Origin of the sequence: Candidatus Borkfalkia ceftriaxoniphila, from assembly GCF_004134775.1 — a bacterium.
Taxonomy (GTDB): Bacteria; Bacillota; Clostridia; order Christensenellales; family Borkfalkiaceae; genus Borkfalkia; species Borkfalkia ceftriaxoniphila.
Window position 1 is genome coordinate 79,868 of record NZ_SDOZ01000003.1, and the last position, 24,197, is coordinate 104,064.

Consider the following 24,197-nt stretch of genomic DNA (forward strand, 5'->3'; position numbering starts at 1 on the left):
ATCTATGTATAATATCAACGATCGAAGAACGAGGTGGCATTATGAACTTGGAGCGTGAAGAACTGATACTCGCGACGGGCGCGGCGGAAGATCCCGCCATGAAACTTTTTATAGACGCCATGGAAAACGACGACGTCCGCGCCTATGCGCGGGCATACGCCCTGCTGCTGGAACAGGGTTCGCAGCGGAATTTCGCCGAGTATCTCGCAGACAAAATTTTATTCGACGACAACGTGTTCGCGCGGCGCGCGTTCGAGGGAAAACTTTCCCCCGACGTCGTTTCCGCCTTTTCGCATGATCTGGATATTTTTCAGCGCATTGCCGACGCGTGCGATAATCCCCCGCCGAAGATCGGCGCGAAACTCAGCGCGGGATTCCCGAAAATTTACCGAGGGAAGAACAATCCTCTGTTCGGCGGCGAATGGTCGGGAAAACGCACTCTTTCCAAACTGAAAGAATTTTTCCGCCAAAACGGGTATGGGATTTTCGTGGGAAACAAAGCCTTTACGTTTGCCGGCGGCGCGCTTGCGCCCGTCAAGTACACGTCGAATATTTCCCTCTACGACCTGAAAGATTACGAATACGAAAAACAACTCGTGGAAGACAACATTATCAGTTTCCTGAAAAATCTGCCCTACTCCAATATGCTCCTGTACGGCGACAAGGGCACGGGAAAATCTTCAACCGTGCACGCCGTTCTCAACAAGTATGCGCACGAGGGACTGCGCGCGGTAGAGATCCCCAAAGAACAGGTCAAGGAGATCAATGCGCTCAAAGAACTGCTCGCGGAACTTCCTTTGAAATTTCTCATCTTCATCGACGATTTGTCCTTAGAGGAAAACGACGAAAAAGTGACCTCGCTCAAAGCGAGTTTAGAGGGAAGCATGAACGAAAAGGCGGACAACGTGATGATCGTCGCCACCTCCAACCGCCGTCACATTCTCAAAGAAAATTTCTCCGACCGCGAAAACAGCGTGCACGCGCGCGATACGATGGAAGAACAACTTTCCCTTTCCGACCGATTCGGCCTGACCGTACTTTTTTCCTCTACGGGAAAGCGGGAATATCTCTCTATCATCCGCCAACTCGCCAGCGATTGCAAACTCGGAATGGACGAAGAAAAATTGTTCTCGCTTGCGGAACGCTGGGCGATCGACAAGGGCGGGCGCTCGCCCCGCCGCGCAAAACAGTTTATCGATTACGTGTTCGCCTGCCTTTCGAAAAACTCGGAAATCATTATCTAAAAAGGGACGCCGTCAGGCGTCCCTTTTTTATTATTCAGTCAGTTGCTTTAAAAGAAGTTTTGCCGCGCAGTAAATGTCCCCCGCCCCCAAAAAAAGCACCATATCCCCCGGTGAAAGTACGGGTTTGAGATAAAACTGCAGTTCTTTAATAGATTCCGCATAGAGCGCGTTCGGAAGATTCTGCGCCAACGTGTAGGCGCTCCCCGCGCTGTCAAAGTACTCGCGGGCGGCATAAGTTTTGTAAACGACCAAATTTTCCACATCGCACAGCACTTTCAAAAAATCGTCGAACAACAGCTTTGTGCGGGAGTAGGTATGCGGCTGAAACACAACGAACAGCCTGCCCGCACACACCTCGCGCGCCGAGGCGAGCACCGCCGTGATCTCGCGCGGGTGATGGGCGTAATCGGCGATAAACTCCGCCCCCGCAAATTTTCCGAGCCGTTCGAAACGGCGCAGAATTCCGGTAAACTGTTCCAACCCCTGCGCCAAAAGGCGGGGCTCGAAGCGATAATAACGCCCCACGGCGAATGCCGCGAGGGCGTTGTAAACATTGTGTTTCCCATAGACGTTCAAGCGGATCCGTACGCCCTTTTCACCCCGCTCCGAAACGGTAAACGCATATTTTCCCGCGTGACTTCGGAGATCTTCCGCCACAAAATCCGCAGTTCTGTCGTTTAAAGCGAAGGTGATCGCATCCGGGACTCTTGCCGCCACGGCATCGTCCGCATTGACGATGCGCGTCTTTGCGCGCGCGGCAAAATTGACGAAAGCGGCGTTCAGTTCCTCTTCGTCCTCATAACAGTCGAGGTGGTCCTTATCGCAATTCAAAAGAATGGCGACGGAAGGTTCGAGTTTTAAAAAATTCTTTTTGAACTCGCACGCCTCGGTGACGAAAAACTTATCCCCGCCGCTGTAAAAATTGCCGAATCTCGCGTCTTCGCCGCCGATATGCGCCGTCACATTTTCACAACTGTTGAAGAGTGCATGCATGCACATAGCGGTCGCGGTGGTTTTGCCGTGACTGCCCGCCACACCGATGCTGTACGGAAAGCCGCGCATAATCTCCGCCAAGAGTTCCACGCGGCTGACGAGCGGGACCGCTTTGCGCGCGGCGGCCAGAAGTTCGCAATTGTCGGGCGAGATCGCCGAATTGAACACGACGAGTTCCGCCCCTTCCACATTTTCCTCCCTGTGCCCTATATAAATTTTTACCCCGTAATTTTCAAGTCGGCAGACCTGTTCGTTTTCTGAGACGTCGCTCCCGCTCACGGTATAACCGCGCTCTTTGAGATACAGAGCCAGCCCGCTCATGCTGATGCCGCCGATACCGATAAAGTGAATATGTTTCAATCGAACCAAAAGCAGAGTATCCATATCATTAAATATATGCGAAAACCCCGAAAATCTGACAATTTTTTCACTTATTTTATTTTTTATTGAATTTTTTTTCAAAAGGTACTTGAAAATTCAAACAATATAGTGTAAAATGTGTTTAGTGAATATTGTTACACTAATAAGGAGGTAGGAAATTTGAAAATTTCGGATGTACGCATTAGGTTTGTGAAAAAAGAAGACAGCAAACTGAAAGCGGTCGCGTCCATAACCATCGATGATTGCTTTGTCGTGCACGACATCAAAGTTATCGAAGGCACTGACGGACCATTCATTGCTATGCCCAGCCGCAAAACTAATGACGGTGAATTTAAGGATATCGCGCACCCTCTGAACACGGAAACGCGCGAAGAGTTGAAAAACGCTATCCTTGCCGCGTACGAACAAGAATTGGCCCACGCTGAGTAAAATTTCGAGATTTCTAAACCCTTCATAACAGTTTACCAGCCGCTGAATGAAATACCCGAAGGTATTTGAATTAAAAAAAGGAGTCGAACGACTCCTTTTTTGTTTTATTTCTTTTTAAATAATCTCTGCACGAAAGTCGGCAGATCTTTATTGTCCCCGCCCCGATCGATCGCGGGTTCGGGATTGCCCTGCGGCGCATAGGTCGGCTGCGGCTGAGGCGCGTATCCCTGCGGCGGCTGTGCGTATGTTACGGGCTGCTGCACGGGCGCAGGCTGCGGCTGACGCGCGAACTGCTGCGGCTGCGCATAGGCGTTCGGCTGCTGCGGCTGGACATACTGCGGCGCAGGCTGCGCCTGTACGGGCTGCGGTGCGGGAGCCGGCTGCGGCTGGCGCGCAAACTGCTGGGGCTGCGCCGCCTGCTGCTGATAGGGCTGGCGGTACACGTCGGGCTGCTGCCCGCGGAAAGTATTGTTGATGGGCGTGCGCACATACGACGGCGCGGCAGTCTGCGCGGTTTCCTGCACCTGCGCCGCATTTTCGGGCAACCCGCGGTTGACAAAGAAATTTTTGCTCGCCTGGTTGCGCTCGTCTTTCATGTTGTACATATTTTCCACGTGCGGGAAGCCCGTGGCGATCACGGTGACCTCCACTTCGTCGTTGATATTGCTGTCGATACAGGCGCCGAAAATGATATTCGCGGAATAATCCACCACGCTCTGTACCAAAGTCGCCGCGGTCTGCACCTCGTCCATCGTGAGGTCGTTGCCTCCGACGATATTGAGTATGACGCCCTTCGCACCCTCGATGGTCGTTTCCAGAAGCGGGCAGTTGACCGCGAGACGGACGGCTTCCACGATACGGTTTTCGCCTTTCGCCACGCCCACGCCCATATGCGCGAGCCCCTGATCTTTCAAGACCGTGCGCACGTCGGCAAAGTCGAGGTTGATGAGGGCGGGATTGACGATCAGATCGGCGATCCCGCGGATACCCTGTTTGAGGATCTCGTCCGCCACGCGGAGAGCCTCTACCATAGGCGTATTTTTAGGAACGACGCACATGATCTTATCGTTGGGGATAATGACCAGCGTGTCGACGTATTTTTTGAGATTTTCCAACCCTTTCACGGTGTTGTCCATGCGCTTTTTGCCTTCGAAATTGAAAGGCTCGGTAACGACCGCGATGGTCAGGATTTTTAAATCGCGCGCGATCTTCGCAATGACGGGAGCCGCGCCCGTACCCGTGCCGCCGCCCATACCCGCGGTAATGAACAGAAGGTCGGTGTCTTTGACCGCTTCGGTGAGAGTTTCTTTGCTCTCTTCCGCGGCAGCCCTGCCCACTTCGGGATCGGCGCCCGCGCCCAGTCCTTTCGTAAGAGCCGAACCGATAGGAATTTTCACTTCGGCTTTGGATAAAAGCAGAATTTGCTTGTCCGTATTGACCGCCACGTACGAGGCGCTCTGTATGCCCGCCTCGATCATTCTGTTGACGGCGTTATTACCCGCGCCGCCCACGCCGATGACTTTTATTCTCGCAACTCCGGACATATTGTCCATACCGTTAAACATGGTTGATTTTAACCTCCGAATCCGTAAAATATATTAGAAAATAAACTTTTTTCGCGCTTTTCCGTAAGCGCCATATCCAAAAGACTCAAAACCGAACTCTGCGATGCCTTATTGTAATAAGGCAGATTGGGCGCCACGATCTCCACCACTTTGTTGAGTCGGTTGGAAATATGTTCGCGCGCGCCGCGGATATTCGTCACACCCCCGCCCGTCAATAAAATCGGCTTATAGTCGATATTCCGATTATCACAAAGTTCCAGACACTTATTGATGACCTCGCATATGAGATCCAGCCCCTCTTTCACCTTTTCGTGCACGGCGCTCAAAGGAAGAGAGTACGATTGCAGGCGATCGGTATAATCGATGGTCGCGTCGGGGTTGTCCACACTCGAAAGATTGACTTTTTTCAAGAGTGCTTCCGCAACGTCGAAAGGAATTTCCAGTTCCCCGTCCCGTATCATGCACGCGGTCACATGGCCGCCGCCCACGGAGCAGGCGCTCTGGTAAACGATGCCGTTCCCGCATACCACGGAAAAAGTCATCGACATATAGCCGATATCCAGCAAAATGGCGTATTCGTCGCGCGTTTCCGAGGGGATCAGATACATTGCTTCCGCCAAAGAAGCGGGAAGAAACGAAACTTTTTTTACGCCGTACTGATAGAGAATGTTCGATAAAATATTCTTGTAGTAATCGCTGCACAGAAAATAGGACAGATACCCTTCCAGCGAATCGCTGACCATACCGACAGGGTCGATGGTGCGGCGCTTGTCCGACGTAACGTAATATACGTTAGACTGCTTGATGAGAGAATACCCCGCTTCGCCGCAGGTGAAACCGTCATGATACAAATTCTTGACGTCCTGCAAAGAAATGCGGCGTTTTTTGGGAAAACTCGTCATGTGCCGCATGGTGACCACTTTGAGAAACTCGCCCGGAACGCCGACGTAGATCTCTTTGATCTTGTCGTTGCAACTGAGTTCGACGCAGCGGAGCGCCTCCGAAACCGCGCGGCTGAGTTTTTCCGAATCGAAAAAATCCGCATCGGCAAATCCGTCGTATTTTTCCGTTTTCATGCCCTTGAAAACGAACGTGTTGTTCACCCCGCGCTCACCGATGATGACGGTAACTTCGGACGATTCCACGTCCAGCACGGCTACGCTTCTGCGGTTCATTTTTCCTCTCCGTATTTCTATGTGCGAAAGTGTGGTTGATATAATCACTATTATATAATACAAGCGCGCGTTTGTCAATAAAAATGCGTTAAAAAAACCATTCCCCGAAAGAATTCTTTCGGGGAAAATAATGGTAATTTTATGCGGGGATATCGTTGGTTATGTACTGAACGTTCAATTTTCCGTTATCCTGTACCGCCGCGTTGATGCGCCCGTACGTCTTTTCGCCGTCGGAAAGCGAGGAATACAATTCAAACACTTCCGCAAACATCTCTTCGGTAAACTTTTGGATATTGGTAAAATAGAACTCTACGCCCTCCTGCGTGGAGAACACGGAAATGCCGTCCCGCTCCGCCTGATACAAGACGGAAACGATATTCGTCCGCACGCCGCCGAACGTCTTTTCGAAATAGGCGAGCGCCGCTTTCACGCCCGCAAACGCTTTTTGCTCGCTCTCTTTAACGGAAAGCGTCTGCCCTGCCTCGGCGTTCTGTAACGTAAATCCCGAAACCGCGACGTTGTTGCCGCTGAGGTTGTTGGAAGCGTCGTCTTTCAGGACGATCACTTCGCCCGACGCGTCGGTGACGGCGTATTTTTGAAGAGTCTTATCGTAAAAGGCGTAGCACTCGTATTTTTCCCGCACGTTCACGGTGATCTTGTTGGGGAAACTCTTTTCCACCGAAAGCACCTTGAAATGCGAATTTTCTTTCCGTTCGAAAATCTCCTTTACGGTATCGGTATCGAAAAACAGGAAATTTTTGCGGAGATACCCGTCCAGTTCGTCCTGTATCTTTTCCGCTTTTTGCTTGGCGTCCGCACTGGAAACGTCGAACCTCGCGTCGATCTGCGTGATGGCGCATACCGAATTGAACGTAATGAGAAAAACGATCAGAAACAGGATGACTGCGTAGACGATGACTAACTTTTTACTGCGCATGCGTGGCTCCTCTTATGTAATCAGAAATCAGATATGTATTCGTTTGATCTTCGCCCCGAGATCTCTGAGTTTGTATTCAAACCCGAAATACCCGCGGTCTATATAACTTAAATCGGTAACGGTGGTATTTCCCTCCGCTGCAAGCCCCGCCAGCGTGAGCGCCGCGCCGCCGCGAAGATCGCTTGCGACCACGTCCGCTCCGTGCAGATTGTTCACTCCGCGAACCAACGCGCTGCGTCCGCGTACCGTGATGTCCGCCCCCATCTTGATGAGTTCGGGCACGTGCTTGAACCGCGTTTCGAAGAGATTTTCCACGATGAGCGTGGATCCCTCGGCAACGCAGGAAAGCGCCGTCATCTGCGCTTGCAGATCTGTGGGAAACCCCGGATAAGGCTGCGTCTCGACGAGATTGGGAGAGAGAGGCTTATCCTTGCTCCTTATATATATTTTATCATCTTTTGCCCATACTTTGCAACTGATTTCGCGAAGTTTATGCAGAAGCGACGCGATATTCTCCGCATCCGCGTTGCACACCTCGATCTCGCCGCCGCACATGGCGGCCGCTATCAGAAAAGTGCCCGCCTCAATGCGGTCTGGAATGGGCGTATATTCCGCTCCGTGCAGCCTGGAAACGCCCTCGACGACGACCGTGGGCGTGCCGCAGCCGTACACCTTCGCCCCCATCGCGTTGAGAAAATTCTGTAAGTCGGAAATTTCGGGTTCGCGCGCCGCGTTCTTTACGATCGTGGTGCCCTTGCCCTTGACTGCCGCCAGAATAATGTTTTCCGTCGCCCCCACGCTGGGACAGTCCAACAAAACTTCCGCGCCGACGATCCTGTCGCACGAGCAATTTATGTAGCCGCCCTCTTCGTCTATCTGCACCCCCAGGCGTTTCAGACCTTTTAAATGCAGGTCGATGGGCCTCAACCCGATATCGCACCCGCCCGGGTAAGCAATGCGCGCGCGTGAAAAACGGGATATGACGGAACCCAGCATAAAGACGGAAGAGCGCAGTTCTTTCGCGAGCGCGGAGGGAATTTCATGGCAGGCGGCGTCGGCGCTGTCGATGATGAGGTCTTCTCCGTCGTACGTCGTTTTGCACCCGAGTTCGTTAAGGATCTGCACCATGTTCATCACGTCGCGGATGCGCGGGCACTTATGTATCTTCACTTGTTCATCGGTTAAAATAGACGCGGCAAGTAAGGGAAGAACTGCGTTTTTAGCCGACTGTATCGCCACGCTTCCGTACAGACTTTTCCCGCCCTCTATAATAAATTTATCCATAATCAACTCCTTTCGTTAAAACCACGAACAAGAAACGGCGGCTTACGGTTTTCCCCGTATCGTGTGCCGCCGCATTTCGTCGTTTCTTTTTCATACAGCCGTATTAACGTACAAAATTACCTTGTCACCAAGGGTATTTTCTACTTCATAATATGGCGATGAACGAAAAAAAGTTAATCGGGGCTCGCTTTCCCCTTTCGCTTGGAAATATTGAATAAAATCCCCATGGACATCATGGTAAAAATGAGCGCGGTATTGCCCGAACTGATGAGCGGGAGCGGCAGTCCCGTGGGCGGGATGGAGCCCGAAACGACGAGCGCGTTGATGACGACCTGTATCGCGTACACGAGCGTAATACCCGACGCGGTCAGAAAGCCGAACAAGTCTTTGCTCCTGGCGGCCGTCCGTATGCCGCAGTAAATGAGAAGCCCCGATACGGCAAAGAGAATGACGACCCCGATGAAACCGAACTCCTCCCCGATGACAGAGAGAATAAAATCCGATTCCGCAAAGGGCAGAAAGCGGTATTTCTGGCGGGAATGAAACAGCCCCACGCCGAACCATCCGCCGTTCCCGAGCGCGTACAGCGACTGAATGAGTTGATAGCCTTCCCCCTGCGGCGACGCCCACGGGTCGATAAAGGCGTACAGGCGCTTTAAGCGGTACGGCTCCATGGCGATGAGAACGGGCACGGCGAGCAGCGCGGGGATCAGAATGAAGAGAAAATTTTTGAATTTCGCGCCGCCTAAGAACAGCATGGCGATCATCAACAGCCCGATACACATGGTGATGGACATATTCGGCTCTAAAATGACGAGCAGGCAGATGCCGCCGCCCGCGCCGAGCACGGGCAGCATGCCGACGAACGTCTTCATGCGTTCGGGCTTTTCGCTCATATACGACGCCGCGAAAATGACGAAACCGTATTTCGCGATCTCCGAGGGCTGAATGGTCAAAGGCCCCAGATTGATCCAGCGCGTCGCGCCGTAATTTTCTTTACCCACGCCGGGAATGAACAGGACGGCAAGCAGCACGACGGAAACGCCGAGCGCCGCCCATTTGAGTTTTTGCAGTTTCGTATACGGGAAAAAACTGACGGCGATCATGCCGACCGTGCCGAGAACGAAGCCCAAAAGTTGTTTTTTGGCAAAGAAAAAGGCGTCCCCGTAAGTCGCTTCCGCAGTGTAGCTGCTCGCGGAGTAGACCATGAGCACGCCGAACGCCGCGATAAGAACGGTGAGCACGGGAATGAGAATATCCCCGTCGCTCATTTTTCCCAAAAGGCGTTTACTCCTCGATCCCGCAAGTTTTTGCGGACGCGTTGCAGATTTGGTTGTCAACGTTTTCACTCTCCAAAGATTTTACGATTTCCTCGAATTTTTCGCCGCGTTCCTCGTAGTTGGAAAAGCGGTCGAAACTGCTGCTGGCGGGACTTAAAAGCACGCACTGCCCGCGCTTTGCCGTCATCGACGCGATCTTCACCGCGATCTCGAAATCGGCGCAGAGGGTGATTTGCGAATAATTGTTTTTGACCGCGCCGTTTAAAAGTTTAAAACGGTTTTCTCCGTAAAGAACGGCGTGCACCACGCGGCTGTCGCGGATCTTCGCGAACAGTTTGTCGTAATCGTAGCCCTTGTCCTTCCCTCCCAAAAGAAGTACGGTATCCGACTGCATACTGTCGATGGCTACGACGCTCGCATCCACGTTGGTGCCCTTGGAATCGTTGACGTATGTAACCCCGTTCACTTCGCGAACGAATTCGATGCGGTGGCGGATCCCTTTGAGCGAGGCGAGCGTTTCGCGGATGATACGGCTCTCCACGCCCGCGATGCGGGCGGCGCACACCGCGGCGAGCGCGTTTTGCAGATTATGCCTGCCCCTTAAAGAAAGTTCGGAAGCCTCCATTACTTTTTCCCCTTCGAAGTACAGTCCGCCCTCGAAAAGATACGCGCCGTCCACCCGCTCGTTGCACGAAAAATATTTGACTTTGCACTTGGCGCTGTCGGCAAAACCGCGCACCGTCGCGTCGTCGAAATTCAGGACCGCGAATTCGCTCTCACGCATATTGCGCAGAAGTTTGCGTTTTAAGAATATGTAATTCTCCATGTTGTAATGGCGGTTCAGATGATCTTCGGAAATATTGGTCACGACCGCGACGTGCGGCTGCACGGAAGAGAGCGTTTCCAACTGAAAGGAAGAGATCTCCGCGACGGCTAGCCCGTCGTAGCCCAATTCTTCCACCACCGAACAGAGCGGCAGTCCGATGTTTCCGCAAGCGATCGCCTTTTCGCCCGCGGCTTTCAGGATCTCGGAGATCATGGTCACAGTCGTCGTCTTTCCGTTGGTGCCCGTCACGGCGATCATCGGCGCGCGCAGGAACAGACAGCCCAGTTCGCTCTCCCCGATGATCCGCTTGCCCGCTTTTTTAAAGGCGATGGCGAGTTCGTGGTCGATCGGGATCCCGGGACTCAATACCAGCACGTCCGCGTCGCGCACCGCCGCGGACAGATCTTCGGGCCCGAGGATACGGGCGCCCTTCTGTTCCAAGGCCCGCTCGCTCTTTTCCACGGCGCCGCCCGTCACGTCGTCGTACAGGAATACGGAAGCGCCCCGCGCCAAAAGGAATTCCGCCGCGGACACGCCGCTGCGGGAAATACCCGCCACCAAAAATTTTTGCGTCTTGAAATACATTTTATTTTACCCCTCAAAGGATTTTATACGAAACACAGGCACAGGAGCCCCATCGCGGCGGTGATCGCCGAATAGACGAAAGTGATCTTGCTTTCGGAATACCCCTTCATCTGAAAATGGTGATGCAGCGGCGCCATGAGAAAGATCCTGCGCTTGGTCTTTTTATAGTATATTACTTGCAGGATGACGGATATGCTCGAAAGGACAAACATTATGCCGATTATCGCGATATACAACAAATTTCCCGAAAAAACGCTGACCGCCGCGATCAGCCCGCCCAGACTCAGTGAACCAGTGTCCCCCATGAACACGGACGCTTTATTCGTGTTGAAGACGAGATACCCGCCCAGCGCGCCCGCGGCGCAAAGGCACAGAAGGCGCATCTCCTCCCCGCCCGACTGCAATAAGAGGAGAACGCCGAAACACAGAAGATAGGAAAAGGAAGTGCTTGCGGCGAGCCCGTCCAACCCGTCGGTCAGATTGACGCTGTTGACCGCCGCGATGAATACGAGCGCGGCGACGGGTATGAAGAAAACGCCCAGATCGGCGGAAATATGCGTAAACGGAATATTGATCGTCGTAAGTTTATTGAAATAGCAGAAAAACCCCGCGATCAGTGCGATGACGAGTTGGAAAACGATCTTCTGATAGGCTTTCAGTCCGAGGTTGCGCTTAAAGCGCACCTTGATGAAATCGTCTAAAAAACCCACGACCATATAGGCGAGCGCGAGCGTGATACAAACCGCCGCCCGCTTGTCCGCATAGATACCGAAAAAAATGCTCACGAGGGCGATGGCGAGCATGAACGCCACGCCGCCCATCGTGGGCGTACCGCCCTTGGATTCGTGTTCCTTGACGTAGCCGAGAATGTACTGCCCCGCCTTGATCTTGCGCAGGAGCGGAATGACGGCAGCGCACAGCGCCGCCGATACCGCCCCCGATGCCAGAATTATCAAAAAATCAGTTCTCACGTTTTTCTCCGCCCGAAGTTTTTTCCCGCAGAATGGACCTGATCACGGAAACGTCGCTGTATATATGGCGCACCCCCATGATCTCCTGGTACGTTTCGCCGCCCTTTCCCGCGATAAAGAGTATATCGCCCTTTGCGAGCATGTTTATACCGTAGTCGATCGCCTTTTCGCGGTCGGCTACGATGACGTAATTTTTACTGTGTTCTCTGAGCCCCGTTTCGATCTGCACGATAATGTCGAAAGGATCTTCGTAACGGGGATTGTCGGAAGTGAGCACGGTAAAATCGGCGAGTTTACCCGCCGCGGCGCCCATGATCGGACGCTTTTGCCGGTCGCGGTTGCCGCCGCAGCCGAATACGCATATGAGGCGCCCCTTGCAATGCGGTTTGAGGGCGCAGAGCGACTTTTCCAATCCGTCGGGAGTATGCGCAAAATCGACGAAAATATCCGCGCCGCGGTAAGCCGTCACGTATTCCAGCCGTCCGTTCACTTTGTCGAGCGCCGCCAGCCCTTTGCCGATCTCTTCGGTGCCGACGCCCAATAATTTCGCGCAGGCGGCGGCCGCCATGGCGTTGTAGACGTTGTGTTTTCCCGTCATATGCAGATCGATCTCGTACAGATCGTCGAACAGGTTGAGCACGAATCTGCTGCCGCGCACGCTCTCGCGCACGTCGATCGCGAACACGTCCGCGGGATTTTCCAGCGCATAGCCGTACGTCCGCACTTTGCCGCCCGTGAGCGAGGCGCCCACCGCATCGTCGGTATTGACGATCGCCAGATTGCAGCGCTCGGGCGTGAACAGGCTCTTTTTGGCGGCGGCGTAACTCTCCATATCTTTGAAAAAATCCAGATGGTCTTCCGTGCAGTTGGTAAAGATACAGCAGGCGAAACGGATCCCTTCAATCTTATCGAAATAAACGGCGTGCGCCGAAACTTCCATGACCACGTATTCCACGCCGCATTCGACCATGTCGGCAAAGGTCTTGTGCAAAAAGATGGGATCGGGCGTGGTGAGAGCGGGCGCGATCTCGCGGTTAGCGTAAAATACGCCGAGCGTGCCGATGAGCGCGCAGTTTTTCCCCGCCTTGTTCAAGATCGAGGCGAGCATATGCGCGGTAGTCGTCTTTCCGTTGGTGCCCGTAATGCCGATCATTTTCATTTTCGCCGCAGGATTGCCGTAAAAAGCGCGGGCGAATTCGCTCATCGCCCTGCGCCCGTTTTTCACGACGATCTGGCAGACGGGCAGATCGCATTCGCGCTCGCAGACGACGGCGACGGCGCCAGCCGCCACCGCTTCCGCCGCAAAATCGTGACCGTCGCTGTCGCCTCCCTTAAAACATATGAACATATCACCGTCCATGATATGTTTGCTGTCCGCGGACAGGCCGCCGATCTCGGCGTTTCTTTCGTGGATGACCTTTTCATACTCTACTTTTTGCAGCAAATCGTTCAGTAACACAATCAAACTCCTTTATTCGAAGGGGGCAAGCCCCTTTACATCGATGATGCCTTGGAAAATCGTCTTCGCATAGGGAGCCGCCACCACGCTGCCGTAATAGGCGCCCTGCGGTTCGTCCACGATGATGAGCGCGAGATACTGCGGGTCGTCGGCGGGGAAAAATCCTAAAAAGGAAGAGACGTATTTGCCCGACGCGATCACGCCGTTTTCGTATTTCTGCGCGGTACCCGTCTTGCCGCCCACGCGGTAGCCCTCGATATACGCTTTGTTTCCGCTCCCCTTTGCGACCACGCCTTCTAAAAGCGACGCGGTAATGCGTGACGCCTCTTCGCTGACGGTGCGGTTTTTGAGCACGGGCGAGAACACCTCGCGGATATTGTTGTCCTTGGAAGAAATTTCTTTGACGAGCGAAGGCCGGTAATAGTAGCCGCCGTTGACGACCGCCGCGCCCGCACAGGCGAGTTGCAAGGCGCTGACCGCTATGGTCTGTCCGAAACCGATACGCGCCAGATCGCAGTCGCGCACCGCGCTCTCGGTGAGAAGCATGCCCTGCGCTTCGCCCGAAAAATCCAGTCCCGTAGACTTGCCGAAATTGAATTTTTCCAGATAATCGTAAAAAGTTTCCGTGCCGATGGAGAGCGCGATATCCACGAAACAGGGGTTGCAACTGTTGTTGAGTGCCTCCGCGAGCGTCTGGTTGGAATGCTTTCCGTTGGCGTGATTGCTCCAACACTTGATGGTCGTGCCGTCTACCGTGCGGGTGCGGCTGCTGTTGAACACGTGTTTGAGGGAAAAAGCGTTCGAATTGCCGCGCAGGTTTTCTTCCACGTTGATCGCGGCGGTCACGATCTTGAACGTCGAGCCAGGCTCGTAAATATCGCTGACGAGATTATTTCTGGAAAGCGCGTTCAAAAGATCGTTGTCATCTCTCGGCACGTCGTTGAGGTCGTATCCCGGATAGTTGACCATTGCGAGCACCTCGAACGTGGAGGGATCGAGCACGATGCACTGCGCGGAGGCGGGCGAATAGGTTTCGAATGCGTCCGCCATGGCGCTCTCCGCGATCGCCTGTATCTCGTAATCGATGGTCGTCTTGACGTTCAGCCCGTCGGTGGCGGGAACGTAATACATGGTCCCCTTTTCCAGTTCCTTGCCCACGAGGTCGGTTTCGTACAGCACTTTGCCGCTAGTGCCCGCGAGATATTTGTCGTAATATTTTTCCAACCCCGTCAATCCCGAATTGTCCGTCGAAGTGAAGCCGAGCACCTGGCATAAAAGATCGGCATAGGGATAAGTGCGCGTATTGTCGCGGGCATAGTATACGCCCGCCAAATCGAATTTTTCCAGTTCCTCCACCAAACTCTTATCCACGTGCTTGGCGACCGTCAGTTCGGAAACCGCCGTGGTGGTGAGTTTGGTGAGGAACGCGTCTTTGTCCAAAGAAAAGATGGAAGAAAGGACTTCCGCCGCGTAAGGTTTGTCGGATACGGCGTTGGGGCGGGCGAACACGCTGTAAGAAGTCACGTTGCCCGCGAGCACCGTGCCGTTCCGGTCGGTGATGGAACCGCGCTCGGCGACGACGGGGATCTCGCGCGTCCACTGATCGGAGGCAAGATTTTTCAATTCGTCGCTCCAGATGACCTGGATATAGAAAAATCGGGAAAAAATCAACAAAAAAAGAAAGGCTATCGCCATAAACACGGCAAATAACCTCTTTCGTAAAATCGTTGCGGAATATTCGGAATTGTACTTTCGGATAACAGTCACCTCTTCGGTTTATTAAAAAAATCAGCCTCCAACAAGCGAACACTCGTCGGAGGCTGTCGTTTCAACGTTTTTCAATCGCCCATGACCATGCCGAATTCGTCCTCGGCGCGCTGGATGATCGAATCAGCGGAAGTGAGTTCGTCTATCTTTTCCTGTACCTGCGCGTACTCGGTCATCGCGGCGTTGAGCGCTTCGCGCTTGGCTGCCGCGTCGCTGTCCAACGTCTTCAACACGCTCGTGTTGATGATGATGAGCGCGAGGATGACCATGACTGCCAACGAATAGACGAGCATCAAAACTTTGCCTTTCGCGGTCATGGAATAGGACTTTTTGTTTTCGACGCGTTCCTGCTGTTCCTCTCTGTAAAGATTGTTCTGATATTGAATTGTAGTGGCGGTAGGCATGAGATCGGCTTCCGCCACGAACGCCTGCTGTTCGGGAGCATACGTATTCTGCTCGGGCTCGGCGTACGTTTCGGGCGCATAGACCGGCTCGGCGTAAGAAGCCGCGGGGATCTCGGCAAAACTTCTCTTGGGAGCGTTGTAAACGGAGTCCGCGCGGAACAGATCTTCGGTCACGCGCTGGTGCTCGAAAATTGGTTCGAATACGGGCGCCTCGGCCGCGCTCTCCGCGACGACCTCTTCTTCTCTCTTATATTCGGGATTGATCAGTTTCTGATAGTTGTCGCTGATCTGAGAGTTGAAACGCATGGCTTTTTCGTCTTCCGTCAAAGCGGCAGACTCGTCCCTTCCGCTCAATTTTCCGTATGCTTTTAAAGAACTTTCCTGTTCGAATTTTTCCTGTGTATTTTCTCTTTCTAATGTCGGAAACAACGTTGCCATCTTGTCCCTTCTCCTTATATATATTCTCAGACCCGTTCGGCTATGCGCAATTTTGCGCATTTGGAACGCGAATTATTTTTCTGTTCTTCTTCGCCCGCAACGAGCGGCTTTCTGCCGATCGAAACGATCTCGCGTTTTTTTCCGCAAACGCAGACGGGTAAACTTTTATCGCACACGCAGTCCGTTTCCAGATCGCGGAAGGCGTTCTTGACGATGCGGTCCTCTAACGAATGGAAAGTGAGGATGCAGATCCTGCCGCCCTTTTTCAATTTTCTCGCGAGCCCCTTGACGGTTTCGGACAACTTGTCCAACTCGCCGTTGACTTCGATGCGGATCGCCTGAAAAGTTTTTCTCGCGCACGGGCCGTTCTGCTTGAATTTTGCGGGAATGCTCTTTTCGACGATCTCTACGAGCCGCCCCGCCGTTTCCACGGGCGCCCGCTCCCTTTCCTTTACGAGATTGAAAGCGATCTTTTTCGCAAATTTTTCTTCGCCGTAATCGCGCAGAATTTCATACAACGACTGTTCGGAATATCCGTTTACGACCTCTCTTGCCGAGAGCGCCGCTTCGGGATCCATGCGCATATCGAGAGGCGCGTTTTTCTTCATGTAGGAAAAGCCGCGCGTTTCTTCGTCCAACTGAAAACTGGAAACGCCGAAATCCAGAAGGACTCCGTCGAGTTCGGAAACGTTTGCCTCTTCCAATACTCTTTCGTAATCTTTGTAGTTGCTCTTGAAAATGCGGAAACGATTGCCGAATTCTTTGAGTTTCTCCCCCGCCGCCGCGATCGCAAAGTCGTCCAGATCGGTAGCGATCAAACGTCCGTCGGGCGCGCTGCGTCTGAGAATTTCATAGGAATGCCCGCCGCCGCCGAGCGTGCCGTCGAAATAAACGCCGCCGCTCTTTATATCCAGCCCCGCCATGCATTCTTCGAGCATAACGGGCTTATGCGCAAATTCCAGCATATCAGTTGTCCGTCTTCAAGGCTTTGAGTTTTGCAAACACGCTCTTGACGTCCTTGTGCTTATTCCGCTCCTCAAAGTTTTTGAGCGACTCGATACGAAGAAAAGAAGCCGCGCCAGTGATGACGATGTCCTTGTCGATTTCCGCAAAGTCTTTGAGTTCGCCCGGAATGACCACCCTGCCCTGGTTGTCCTCCGTCACGTCGTACACCATCGCGGTGAAATCGGAGATCGCCTCCTGCATTTCATCGTCGAAATAAGATACGTCGCCGAAACTGTCCAGAATCTTCCGATACTCGGAAAAAGGCATTACATAGATACTCTTGTTCGGACCGAATGCGAATTTGTAATCGGTGCCGAGGTCGGCTTTGAATTTCGCCGGTATTCTTATTCGGTTTTTCGCGTCCAACTGATGGTTGAAGCGCCCGTTGAAAGAATACATCAGAGTACCCCCGCTGTTTGATGAATTTATTATACCACCACTTTTGACCACTGTCAACCACCTTTGCTCACTTTTTTCAAAAAAATTCATAAAAAAAGGGGAAGAATCCCCCTTTTACACGCAAATTTATGTTTTACGAACAAATGTTCGCATTATAAACGGGCAAAAAACACGGTTTTATTTTTAAAAGCGGCGTTTCCGACGAAAAAAACCGCGTTTTTACGGCAAAAATCGCCATTTATTGCCATTTTGTCGAACAGAGATTCCTCCTGTTTTACCGCATTTATCGATAAACCACCGTATCCACTCTTCTCTTTTTGCCCGATTTTTCCGAGGATTTTCGATAAGTGGTCGGCCGTCCCTGCATTTCCGTCGAAAACGGGGCATCTAAGGCGCGCTGCAATCTGCTCTTTCAGAAAAATATAGTGCGTGCAGCCGAGCACTGCGCCGTCGAAATGCTGTTCCCCTTCCGGCAGATGGCGGGAAAGATCGACCTTCGAAAGATCGAAAATGTTGTTTTCGATCTCGCCCGCCAGATCCCGCGGGCAGTAAAAGGTAAAGCGGCAGGCGCCGGAAACGCTTTCGGCGAGCGCGCGGAACTTTTTGCTCGAAAGCGTGGCGCGGGTGGCGAGTACCAACACGTTCTTGCACGCCTTTGCCGCGGGTTTGAGCGCGGGCTCCACGCCCAAAACGGGAAAGGGACAGCGCGCGCGCAGCGCGGCGGCGCATTCCGCCGTGACCGTGTTGCAGGCGAGCACCGCCGCTTTGAGCGGAAAACGCGAAAGATATCCGAACGCCGTAAGCGTCAGCCGTTCGATCTCTTCGGGACTTTTATTGCCATACGGCGCGTTCGCGTTGTCGCCGAAGTAGAGAAAACTTTCCCCCGCGAGTTGCTGCGCGCATTCTTTCAGGAGCGTCAGCCCCCCGATGCCGCTGTCGAAAAACGCTATATAACCAGGCTCCATATCGCCGCGCCTCCTCTTCGTTCTCTTGAAAATATATTGGCAAAAGCCGCAAATAATTCCTGTTTTTCAAGCAAAAACAGTTTACAAGCGTTTTTTTTTATGATAAAATAGCTAAAGAATTTATCGATCTTTATTGAAAGGAGAAAAAAAGTGCCTAACATTAAATCTGCTAAAAAACGCGTGGTCGTCAACGAAAAGAAAAATTTGGAGAACAGGATGGTCAAATCCACGGTCAAGACCGCGATTCGCAAATATAACGACGCGCTGGCAAGCGGCGACGTTGCCGCAGCCGAAAAATTGCTGCCCGAAACCGTTTCGGTGATCGATTCCGCCGTTTCCAAGGGAATCCTGCATAAGAACAACGCGGCGAACAAAAAATCCGCTTTGGCAAAGAACCTCAACGCTTTGAAAGCGAAGGCGTAAACGTTCAAAAAAGATTGTCAGAAGGCGTAGTCGGAAGGCTATGCCTTTTCGTTATGTAAAAATTTTTCAAATCTGCGCAAAAGAGGGAAAAAGTAATTGTTTTTTTCCCTCTTTTACTATATAATAAGTCAATAAAATACGGCAGGATAAGGATATGAAAAAATTGAGCAAAGACGAAAAGATCATCGAGATCGTGAACGTTTCCAAGGTGTTTTCGGAAACGGTGGCCGTGGATAACGTCAGCCTGTACGTGCGAAAGGGAGAATTCATCACTTTTTTAGGCCCGTCGGGCTGCGGCAAAACCACGACGCTGCGCATGATCGCGGGCTTCGATCTCCCCTCTTCGGGAAAGATCCTCTTGAACGGAAAGGACATCACCGATCTCCCCCCCAACAAGCGGCCCGTCAATACCGTATTCCAGCGATACGCGCTCTTTCCTCATTATAATATTTATGACAATATCGCGTTCGGGCTGAAACTGAAAAAAACGCCCGTCACCTACGTGAACGATGCGGGCGAAAGTTATACGAAATTGCAGAAACTCACCCGCAAAGAGATCGATGAAAAGGTGAAAAACGCGCTTGCGGTCGTAGACCTCGAAGGGTTCGAAAAGCGCAGCGTATCCACCCTGTCGGGCGGGCAGCAGCAGCGCGTGGCGATCGCCCGCGCCATCGTCAACGAGCCCGAGATTTTGCTGTTGGACGAGCCGCTCGGCGCGCTCGACTTGAAAATGCGCAAGGAAATGCAGATCGAGCTGAAAGCCATGCATAAAAAACTGGGCATCACCTTCATCTACGTGACGCACGACCAGGAGGAGGCGCTCACCATGAGCGACACCATCGTCGTCATGAAGGACGGCTGCATCCAACAGATCGGCACCCCCACCGACATTTACAACGAGCCCGCCAACGCCTTCGTCGCGGACTTTATCGGCGACAGCAACATTCTGAGCGGCACCATGGTGCAAAACCTTACGGTGCGTTTCTGCAACCGTAATTTCGCGTGCGTGGACGACTTCGCCCGCAATGAAAAAGTAGACGTGGTCGTGCGCCCCGAAGATATCCGCATGACCGATCCCGAGAACGGCATGATCCAGGGAAAAGTAATCGGCGTCGTATTCAAGGGCGTGCACTACGAGATCACGGTAAAAGTGGGAAAGACCGAACTCATCATCCAGAGCACCGAGAGCCGTACCGTGGGCGAAATCATCGGCATGAATATCGCGCCCGACGACATTCACATCATGAAGAAGGAGTTTTCTTCCAATAAATACGACGGCTACATCACCAAGAAAAACACGGTCGTGTTCGGCGACGGCGAATTCGACTGCGACCTCACGCAGTTGTATCCCGCGTCGCATATGGACGAGGAAGGCTACCTCGTGACCGCCGCGGGCGAAAAACTGGATCTGACCGACGTGGACGTGACCGTCGAAGTGGGGCTTGGCGATATCGAGATCAGCGACAATGCGGACGAAGGCGGCGCGCGCGGGCACATCGTTTCCATCATCTATAAGGGCGACCACTATCAGTTGATCGTGCGCACCGAGGAGAACGAGGAAGACTACGTGTTCGATACCGAAGATCTCTGGAACGAAAACGACTACGTGAGCGTGAAGATCCCGCCCGAAAAGATCCGTTTGAAACTCAAAGAGGAGGCGGCAGTTAAATGACAAAGATACAATTTTCCAGAAAACAACTGTGCATTCCCTACGCAGTGTTTCTCGCGCTTTTCGTCATCGTGCCCATGCTGCTCATTCTGTTTTACGCCTTTACGGGCACGGACGGGCGGTTCACGTTTGAAAATTTTCTGAACTTTTTCACGAGTACGGCAAAACTGAGCACGCTTCTGATGAGTTTTACCATCGCCATCATCACGACGGCGTTCTGCCTCGTCATCGCCTATCCCGTCGCCTACCTTCTGGCACGCAGCAAGTTCAAGCGCAAAAACGTGCTTTTGATGCTGTTCATTCTGCCCATGTGGATCAATTTCGTGCTCCGCATCACGGCGCTGCGCGAACTTCTGGATTGGGTGGGACTTCTGGGTACGCAAAATTATCTGAATACGATCATCGGCATGGTCTACGACTTTCTGCCCTTTATGATCCTGCCCCTGTACACGACGCTGGAAAAACTCGATACCAGCCTGATGGAGGCGGCGTCCGATCTGGGCGGAAACGCCTTTACCGTGTTCACGAAAGTGACCTTTCCCCTCTCCATGCCCGGCGTCATCAGCGGCATCACCATGGTCTTTATGCCGAGCATGACCAACTACGTCATCAGCGACACACTCAGCAATTTCAATATCACCATTCTGGGAAAACTCATCGACGAATACTTCACCACTTATAACAACTGGCATATGGGCTCGATGATCTCCATTATTTTGCTCATACTCATATTCATCACCATGGCGCTGACGGGCGGGTTCCGCTCCAACGGACAGAAAGACGCGAGGGGGGCCCATTTATGGTAAAGAAAATTCTTTCCGTCGCGTTCTGCGCGCTGGTGCTCGTATTCATTTACGCCCCTATCCTTCTTTTGGTCGTGTACAGTTTCACCGCCTCGAAGATCATCGGGCAATGGACGGGCTTTTCGCTCGATTTATACCGCCAACTGTTTAAAAACGCCGAGATCATGGGCATACTGTTCAATACCGTATGGCTCGCCTTAGCGGCGGCAGTGCTCGCAACCGTTCTCGGTACGGCGGGCGCCATCGGCATCTTTTACAGCAAAAAGAAAGTTTCAAAACCCATCGAGGGCGTTTCGCAGATCCCCGTCATCAACGCCGAGATCGTGACCGCCATTTCGCTCGCGCTCCTCTTTTCCATGATCGCGCTGTACCGCACGTATTTTTCTTTGCTCATCGGGCACATGGTGCTGTGCACTCCTTTCGTGGTTTTGTCCGTTCTGCCCAAACTCAAACAGATGGATCCGAACACGTATGAGGCGGCGCTCGATCTCGGCGCCTCCCCCAGCCGCGCCCTGTTCAAAATCGTCATTCCGCAGATTTTTTCGGGCATCCTTTCGGGGTTCATGCTCTCGATTACCCTCTCGCTCGACGATTATATCGTGACGGCGTTCACAAAGCCCAAGACGTTCGACACCATCAGCACCTACGTCTATAACGCAGTGCGCAACGGCACCAACAGTTCCACGCCCGCGCTGCGCGCGCTGTCGGCGCTCATCTTCGTCGTAATGATCGCCGCCGTGCTCGTCATCAACCTGCGCGCCAGCCGCAAAAAGGAGGGCAAAGGGCTATGATCGCAAAACGGTTTATCAGTCTCTTTCTCTGTTTTATGATGCTCGCCGCAGTCGCCTGCTTTGCGGGGTGTTCCCCGAAAAAAGGAAAAGAAGTACTCAAAGTGTACAACTGGGAAGATTACATTTCCGACGAGGACGACGAGGAAAGCGGATTGAAAGATCTTATCTCCGCATTCGAAAAAGAGTACGGCGTCGTTGTGGAATACTCCACTTTCGGCACCAACGAAAATATGTACAACGAATTGAAGATCAACGCCACGGGCTACGATCTCGTGTGCCCTTCCGACTACATGATCATGCGCATGATCAAGGAAGACATGGTCGAACCTTTTTCCGACGGGTTTCAAAACGGCGAGTATCGCACGTACGCTTCGCCCTATCTGCAGGAACTGTTCGAAAAAAACGGTTGGTCGGATTACGCCGCCGCATATATGTGGGGCACGATGGGCTTCGTATACAATCCCGAATACGTGGACAAGGAGGACGTTTCTTCCTGGGGCGCGCTGTGGATGGACAAATACGCCAACCAGTCCACGATCAAGGACAGCGTGCGCGATTCCTATTTTCTGGGGCTCGCCTACGTTGCGAAAGACGAACTCGACGCGCTTGCCGCAGATTTTGCCGCAGGGAAGATGGGCGCGGAAGAATATAACGCGAAACTTACCGAGATCATGAACCGCACGGACGAAGACACGTTGGACGCGGTCAAAAAACAACTCATCGCACTCAAAGATAATTTATACGGATTCGAAGTGGACAGCGGCAAACTGGACGCGGCGTCGGGCAAGATCAACATCAATTTCGCATGGAGCGGCGACGCGGTCACCGCAATGAACGAAGGAGAAGAAGGCGACCGATTTTTGAATTACTCGATCCCCTCCGAATGCAGCAATATCTGGTTCGACGGCTGGGTGATGCCCAAAGGCGCGAACAGAGAACTCGCGGAAAAGTTCATCAACTTTATTTCCCGCCCCGAAAACGCCGTATGCAACATGAATTTCATCGGATATTCGAGCGCCATTGCGGGCGACGAAGTATTCGAATGGGTACAGGAAAATTACGGCGCCGAAGGCGCGGACACGGTCCCCTACGATCTGAGTTACTTTTTCGGAGAAAATAAAAGTATTTCTGTAAAAGCAGAGGACCTGGACCGCCAGATCTCCGCGCAGTACCCTACCGTTGAGGTGATCGAGCGCTGCGCCGTCATGCAATACTTCGACGACGAGACTAACGCCGCCGTCAACGAAATGTGGGAAGAAGTCAAGGGCGTGCCCATCCCCTTGTGGGCGTATATCGTGATCATCGCGATCGCGGCGATCGCCGCGGGCATCGCGCTCTCCTATCTCTATAAAGGCAAATCTTCAGGGCACAAGCCCAAGAAAGGCTACCGTATTCTCAAAGAAGGCTGACGATCGCGCCGGCCGCACAAAAACGGGGGTATAACATGAAAAAACTGGTAATCATAGGCAAGGGCCCCGCGGGCATTTCCGCGGCGCTATACGCCGTCAGAGGCGGCCTGGACGTGACGATCGTTGCCAAGGACGGAGGCGCGCTGCAAAAGGCGGATAAGATAGACAATTATTACGGATTCGACGGCGGTATCTCCGCGCGAAAACTGTTGGAGGACGGCGAAAACCAGGCGCGGACGCTGGGCGTTCAGTTCGTGACCGACGAAGTGGTCGGCGTCGAGTTCGCGGAAAGCGGATTTGCCGTCAAGACGCTTTCGAAAGATCTGGAAGCGAACGCCGTCGTACTCGCCTGCGGCACTTCGCGCAACGTGCCGCCCATCGAAAACATTGAAAAATTCGAGGGCCGCGGCGTGAGTTACTGCGCAATCTGCGACGGGTTTTTCTTCCGCAAAAAAAAGGTGGGCGTCATCGGCAACGCGGGATACGCCAAGAGCGAATACGGCGTTCTGAAAAATATCATCGACGACGTGACCATTCTCACCGACGGCGAACAGCCCTCGTTCGACTCCCTCCCCTTTACCGATAAAAAGATCAAATCGTTCGAAGGGGGCGAAAAACTCGAAGAAGTCGTGTTCGAAGACGGCACGCGCGAAAAGTACGACGGCGTGTTTGTCGCGTGCGGCTCGGCGGGCGCTTTCGAACTTGCCAAGAAACTGGGCCTGGAGATCGACGGCAACAAGATCGTGACCGACGACAAGCGCGCCACCAACATCCCCGGCGTATACGCGGCGGGCGACTGCGTGAAAGGCTTACAGCAGATCGCCAAAGCGGTATACGACGGAATGCTTGCAGGCACGCAGGCGATCCAATATCTGAAAAAGAATTAAACATTACAAAACGGCGGCAGTGAAAACACTGTCGCCGTTTTATCAAAATCAAATCGCGCCCCATATTTACGCGTTTGTTTTCTCAATTTGATTGATCTCAGTATAACA

21 protein-coding genes and 1 pseudogene are annotated in these 24,197 nt (G+C 52.9%); 8 read left to right on the forward strand and 14 right to left on the reverse strand.

From position 1 onward, the window contains the following. Positions 1-41: 41 nt before the first annotated feature. Positions 42-1,244: an ATP-binding protein gene (locus tag ESZ91_RS09020; RefSeq protein WP_161971118.1), complete on the forward strand. Its 1,203-nt coding sequence runs from the start codon at positions 42-44 to the stop codon at positions 1,242-1,244. A gap of 30 nt (positions 1,245-1,274) precedes the next feature. On the opposite strand, the gene murC is transcribed toward ESZ91_RS09020, so the two are convergent. Then, positions 1,275-2,606: a UDP-N-acetylmuramate--L-alanine ligase gene (gene murC, locus ESZ91_RS09025; RefSeq protein ID WP_161971119.1), complete on the reverse strand. Its 1,332-nt coding sequence runs from the start codon at positions 2,604-2,606 to the stop codon at positions 1,275-1,277. Between the two features lie 171 nt (positions 2,607-2,777). On the opposite strand from murC, the gene spoVG reads away from it, so the two are divergent. Beyond that, positions 2,778-3,047: a septation regulator SpoVG gene (spoVG, locus tag ESZ91_RS09030; protein WP_129226454.1), complete on the forward strand. Its 270-nt coding sequence runs from the start codon at positions 2,778-2,780 to the stop codon at positions 3,045-3,047. Positions 3,048-3,571: 524 nt separating this feature from the next. Here spoVG and ftsZ read toward each other — a convergent pair. The 13 genes and pseudogenes from ftsZ to murI all read right to left on the reverse strand — a co-directional run. Beyond that, positions 3,572-4,612, reverse strand: a pseudogene (gene ftsZ, locus ESZ91_RS11740) (cell division protein FtsZ); the annotation flags it as partial. An 8-nt stretch (positions 4,613-4,620) separates the two neighbouring features. Then, the gene (locus ESZ91_RS09040; protein ID WP_129226456.1) at positions 4,621-5,787 is read right to left on the reverse strand and encodes a cell division protein FtsA; all 1,167 of its coding nucleotides are present in this window, start codon (positions 5,785-5,787) and stop codon (positions 4,621-4,623) included. 139 nt (positions 5,788-5,926) lie between these two features. After that, on the reverse strand, positions 5,927-6,724 hold the full coding sequence (locus ESZ91_RS09045) for a cell division protein FtsQ/DivIB (protein ID WP_129226458.1): 798 nt from the start codon (positions 6,722-6,724) through the stop codon (positions 5,927-5,929). A gap of 27 nt (positions 6,725-6,751) precedes the next feature. After that, positions 6,752-8,008 (reverse strand): UDP-N-acetylglucosamine 1-carboxyvinyltransferase, encoded by a 1,257-nt coding sequence (gene murA / locus ESZ91_RS09050; protein WP_129226460.1) that lies wholly within the window; start codon positions 8,006-8,008, stop codon positions 6,752-6,754. 173 nt (positions 8,009-8,181) lie between these two features. Beyond that, the gene (gene ftsW / locus ESZ91_RS09055; RefSeq protein ID WP_236082739.1) at positions 8,182-9,279 is read right to left on the reverse strand and encodes a putative lipid II flippase FtsW; all 1,098 of its coding nucleotides are present in this window, start codon (positions 9,277-9,279) and stop codon (positions 8,182-8,184) included. A 16-nt stretch (positions 9,280-9,295) separates the two neighbouring features. Beyond that, positions 9,296-10,699 (reverse strand): UDP-N-acetylmuramoyl-L-alanine--D-glutamate ligase, encoded by a 1,404-nt coding sequence (murD, locus tag ESZ91_RS09060; RefSeq protein WP_129226464.1) that lies wholly within the window; start codon positions 10,697-10,699, stop codon positions 9,296-9,298. A 23-nt stretch (positions 10,700-10,722) separates the two neighbouring features. Further along, complete coding sequence (gene mraY / locus ESZ91_RS09065) at positions 10,723-11,670, reverse strand: phospho-N-acetylmuramoyl-pentapeptide-transferase (RefSeq protein WP_129226466.1); 948 nt, start codon at positions 11,668-11,670, stop codon at positions 10,723-10,725. Further along, positions 11,660-13,129 carry a UDP-N-acetylmuramoyl-L-alanyl-D-glutamate--2,6-diaminopimelate ligase gene (locus ESZ91_RS09070; RefSeq protein WP_161971120.1) on the reverse strand — a complete coding sequence of 490 codons (1,470 nt, stop codon included), beginning with the start codon at positions 13,127-13,129 and terminating at the stop codon, positions 11,660-11,662. Before ESZ91_RS09070 ends, mraY begins: the two co-directional genes overlap by 11 nt. A 12-nt stretch (positions 13,130-13,141) precedes the next feature. Further along, positions 13,142-14,824: a peptidoglycan D,D-transpeptidase FtsI family protein gene (locus ESZ91_RS09075; RefSeq protein WP_236082740.1), complete on the reverse strand. Its 1,683-nt coding sequence runs from the start codon at positions 14,822-14,824 to the stop codon at positions 13,142-13,144. Between the two features lie 143 nt (positions 14,825-14,967). Continuing rightward, positions 14,968-15,738, reverse strand: coding sequence for a hypothetical protein (locus ESZ91_RS09080; RefSeq protein ID WP_129226472.1), 771 nt, complete (start codon positions 15,736-15,738; stop codon positions 14,968-14,970). Positions 15,739-15,764: 26 nt separating this feature from the next. Continuing rightward, positions 15,765-16,700 carry a 16S rRNA (cytosine(1402)-N(4))-methyltransferase RsmH gene (rsmH, locus tag ESZ91_RS09085; protein ID WP_177813921.1) on the reverse strand — a complete coding sequence of 312 codons (936 nt, stop codon included), beginning with the start codon at positions 16,698-16,700 and terminating at the stop codon, positions 15,765-15,767. A 4-nt stretch (positions 16,701-16,704) separates the two neighbouring features. After that, entirely contained in the window at positions 16,705-17,142 is a 438-nt protein-coding gene (locus ESZ91_RS09090) for a division/cell wall cluster transcriptional repressor MraZ (RefSeq protein WP_161971121.1), read from the reverse strand. Between the two features lie 152 nt (positions 17,143-17,294). Next, positions 17,295-18,107, reverse strand: coding sequence for a glutamate racemase (gene murI, locus ESZ91_RS09095; protein WP_129226478.1), 813 nt, complete (start codon positions 18,105-18,107; stop codon positions 17,295-17,297). Between the two features lie 150 nt (positions 18,108-18,257). Between murI and rpsT the strand changes: the two genes are divergently transcribed. From rpsT to ESZ91_RS09125, 6 genes are all read left to right on the forward strand, one after another. Further along, positions 18,258-18,530 carry a 30S ribosomal protein S20 gene (rpsT, locus tag ESZ91_RS09100; RefSeq protein ID WP_129226480.1) on the forward strand — a complete coding sequence of 91 codons (273 nt, stop codon included), beginning with the start codon at positions 18,258-18,260 and terminating at the stop codon, positions 18,528-18,530. 154 nt (positions 18,531-18,684) lie between these two features. After that, complete coding sequence (locus tag ESZ91_RS09105) at positions 18,685-20,202, forward strand: polyamine ABC transporter ATP-binding protein (protein WP_129226482.1); 1,518 nt, start codon at positions 18,685-18,687, stop codon at positions 20,200-20,202. Next, the gene (locus tag ESZ91_RS09110) at positions 20,199-21,005 is read left to right on the forward strand and encodes an ABC transporter permease (protein WP_129226484.1); all 807 of its coding nucleotides are present in this window, start codon (positions 20,199-20,201) and stop codon (positions 21,003-21,005) included. Before ESZ91_RS09105 ends, ESZ91_RS09110 begins: the two co-directional genes overlap by 4 nt. After that, positions 20,999-21,793, forward strand: a complete 795-nt coding sequence (locus tag ESZ91_RS09115) for an ABC transporter permease (RefSeq protein ID WP_129226486.1) — start codon at positions 20,999-21,001, stop codon at positions 21,791-21,793. The genes ESZ91_RS09110 and ESZ91_RS09115 overlap by 7 nt, the downstream gene beginning before the upstream one ends. Beyond that, entirely contained in the window at positions 21,790-23,202 is a 1,413-nt protein-coding gene (locus ESZ91_RS09120; protein ID WP_129226488.1) for an ABC transporter substrate-binding protein, read from the forward strand. The genes ESZ91_RS09115 and ESZ91_RS09120 overlap by 4 nt, the downstream gene beginning before the upstream one ends. A gap of 35 nt (positions 23,203-23,237) precedes the next feature. Beyond that, complete coding sequence (locus ESZ91_RS09125; protein ID WP_129226490.1) at positions 23,238-24,089, forward strand: NAD(P)/FAD-dependent oxidoreductase; 852 nt, start codon at positions 23,238-23,240, stop codon at positions 24,087-24,089. Positions 24,090-24,197: the final 108 nt, after the last annotated feature.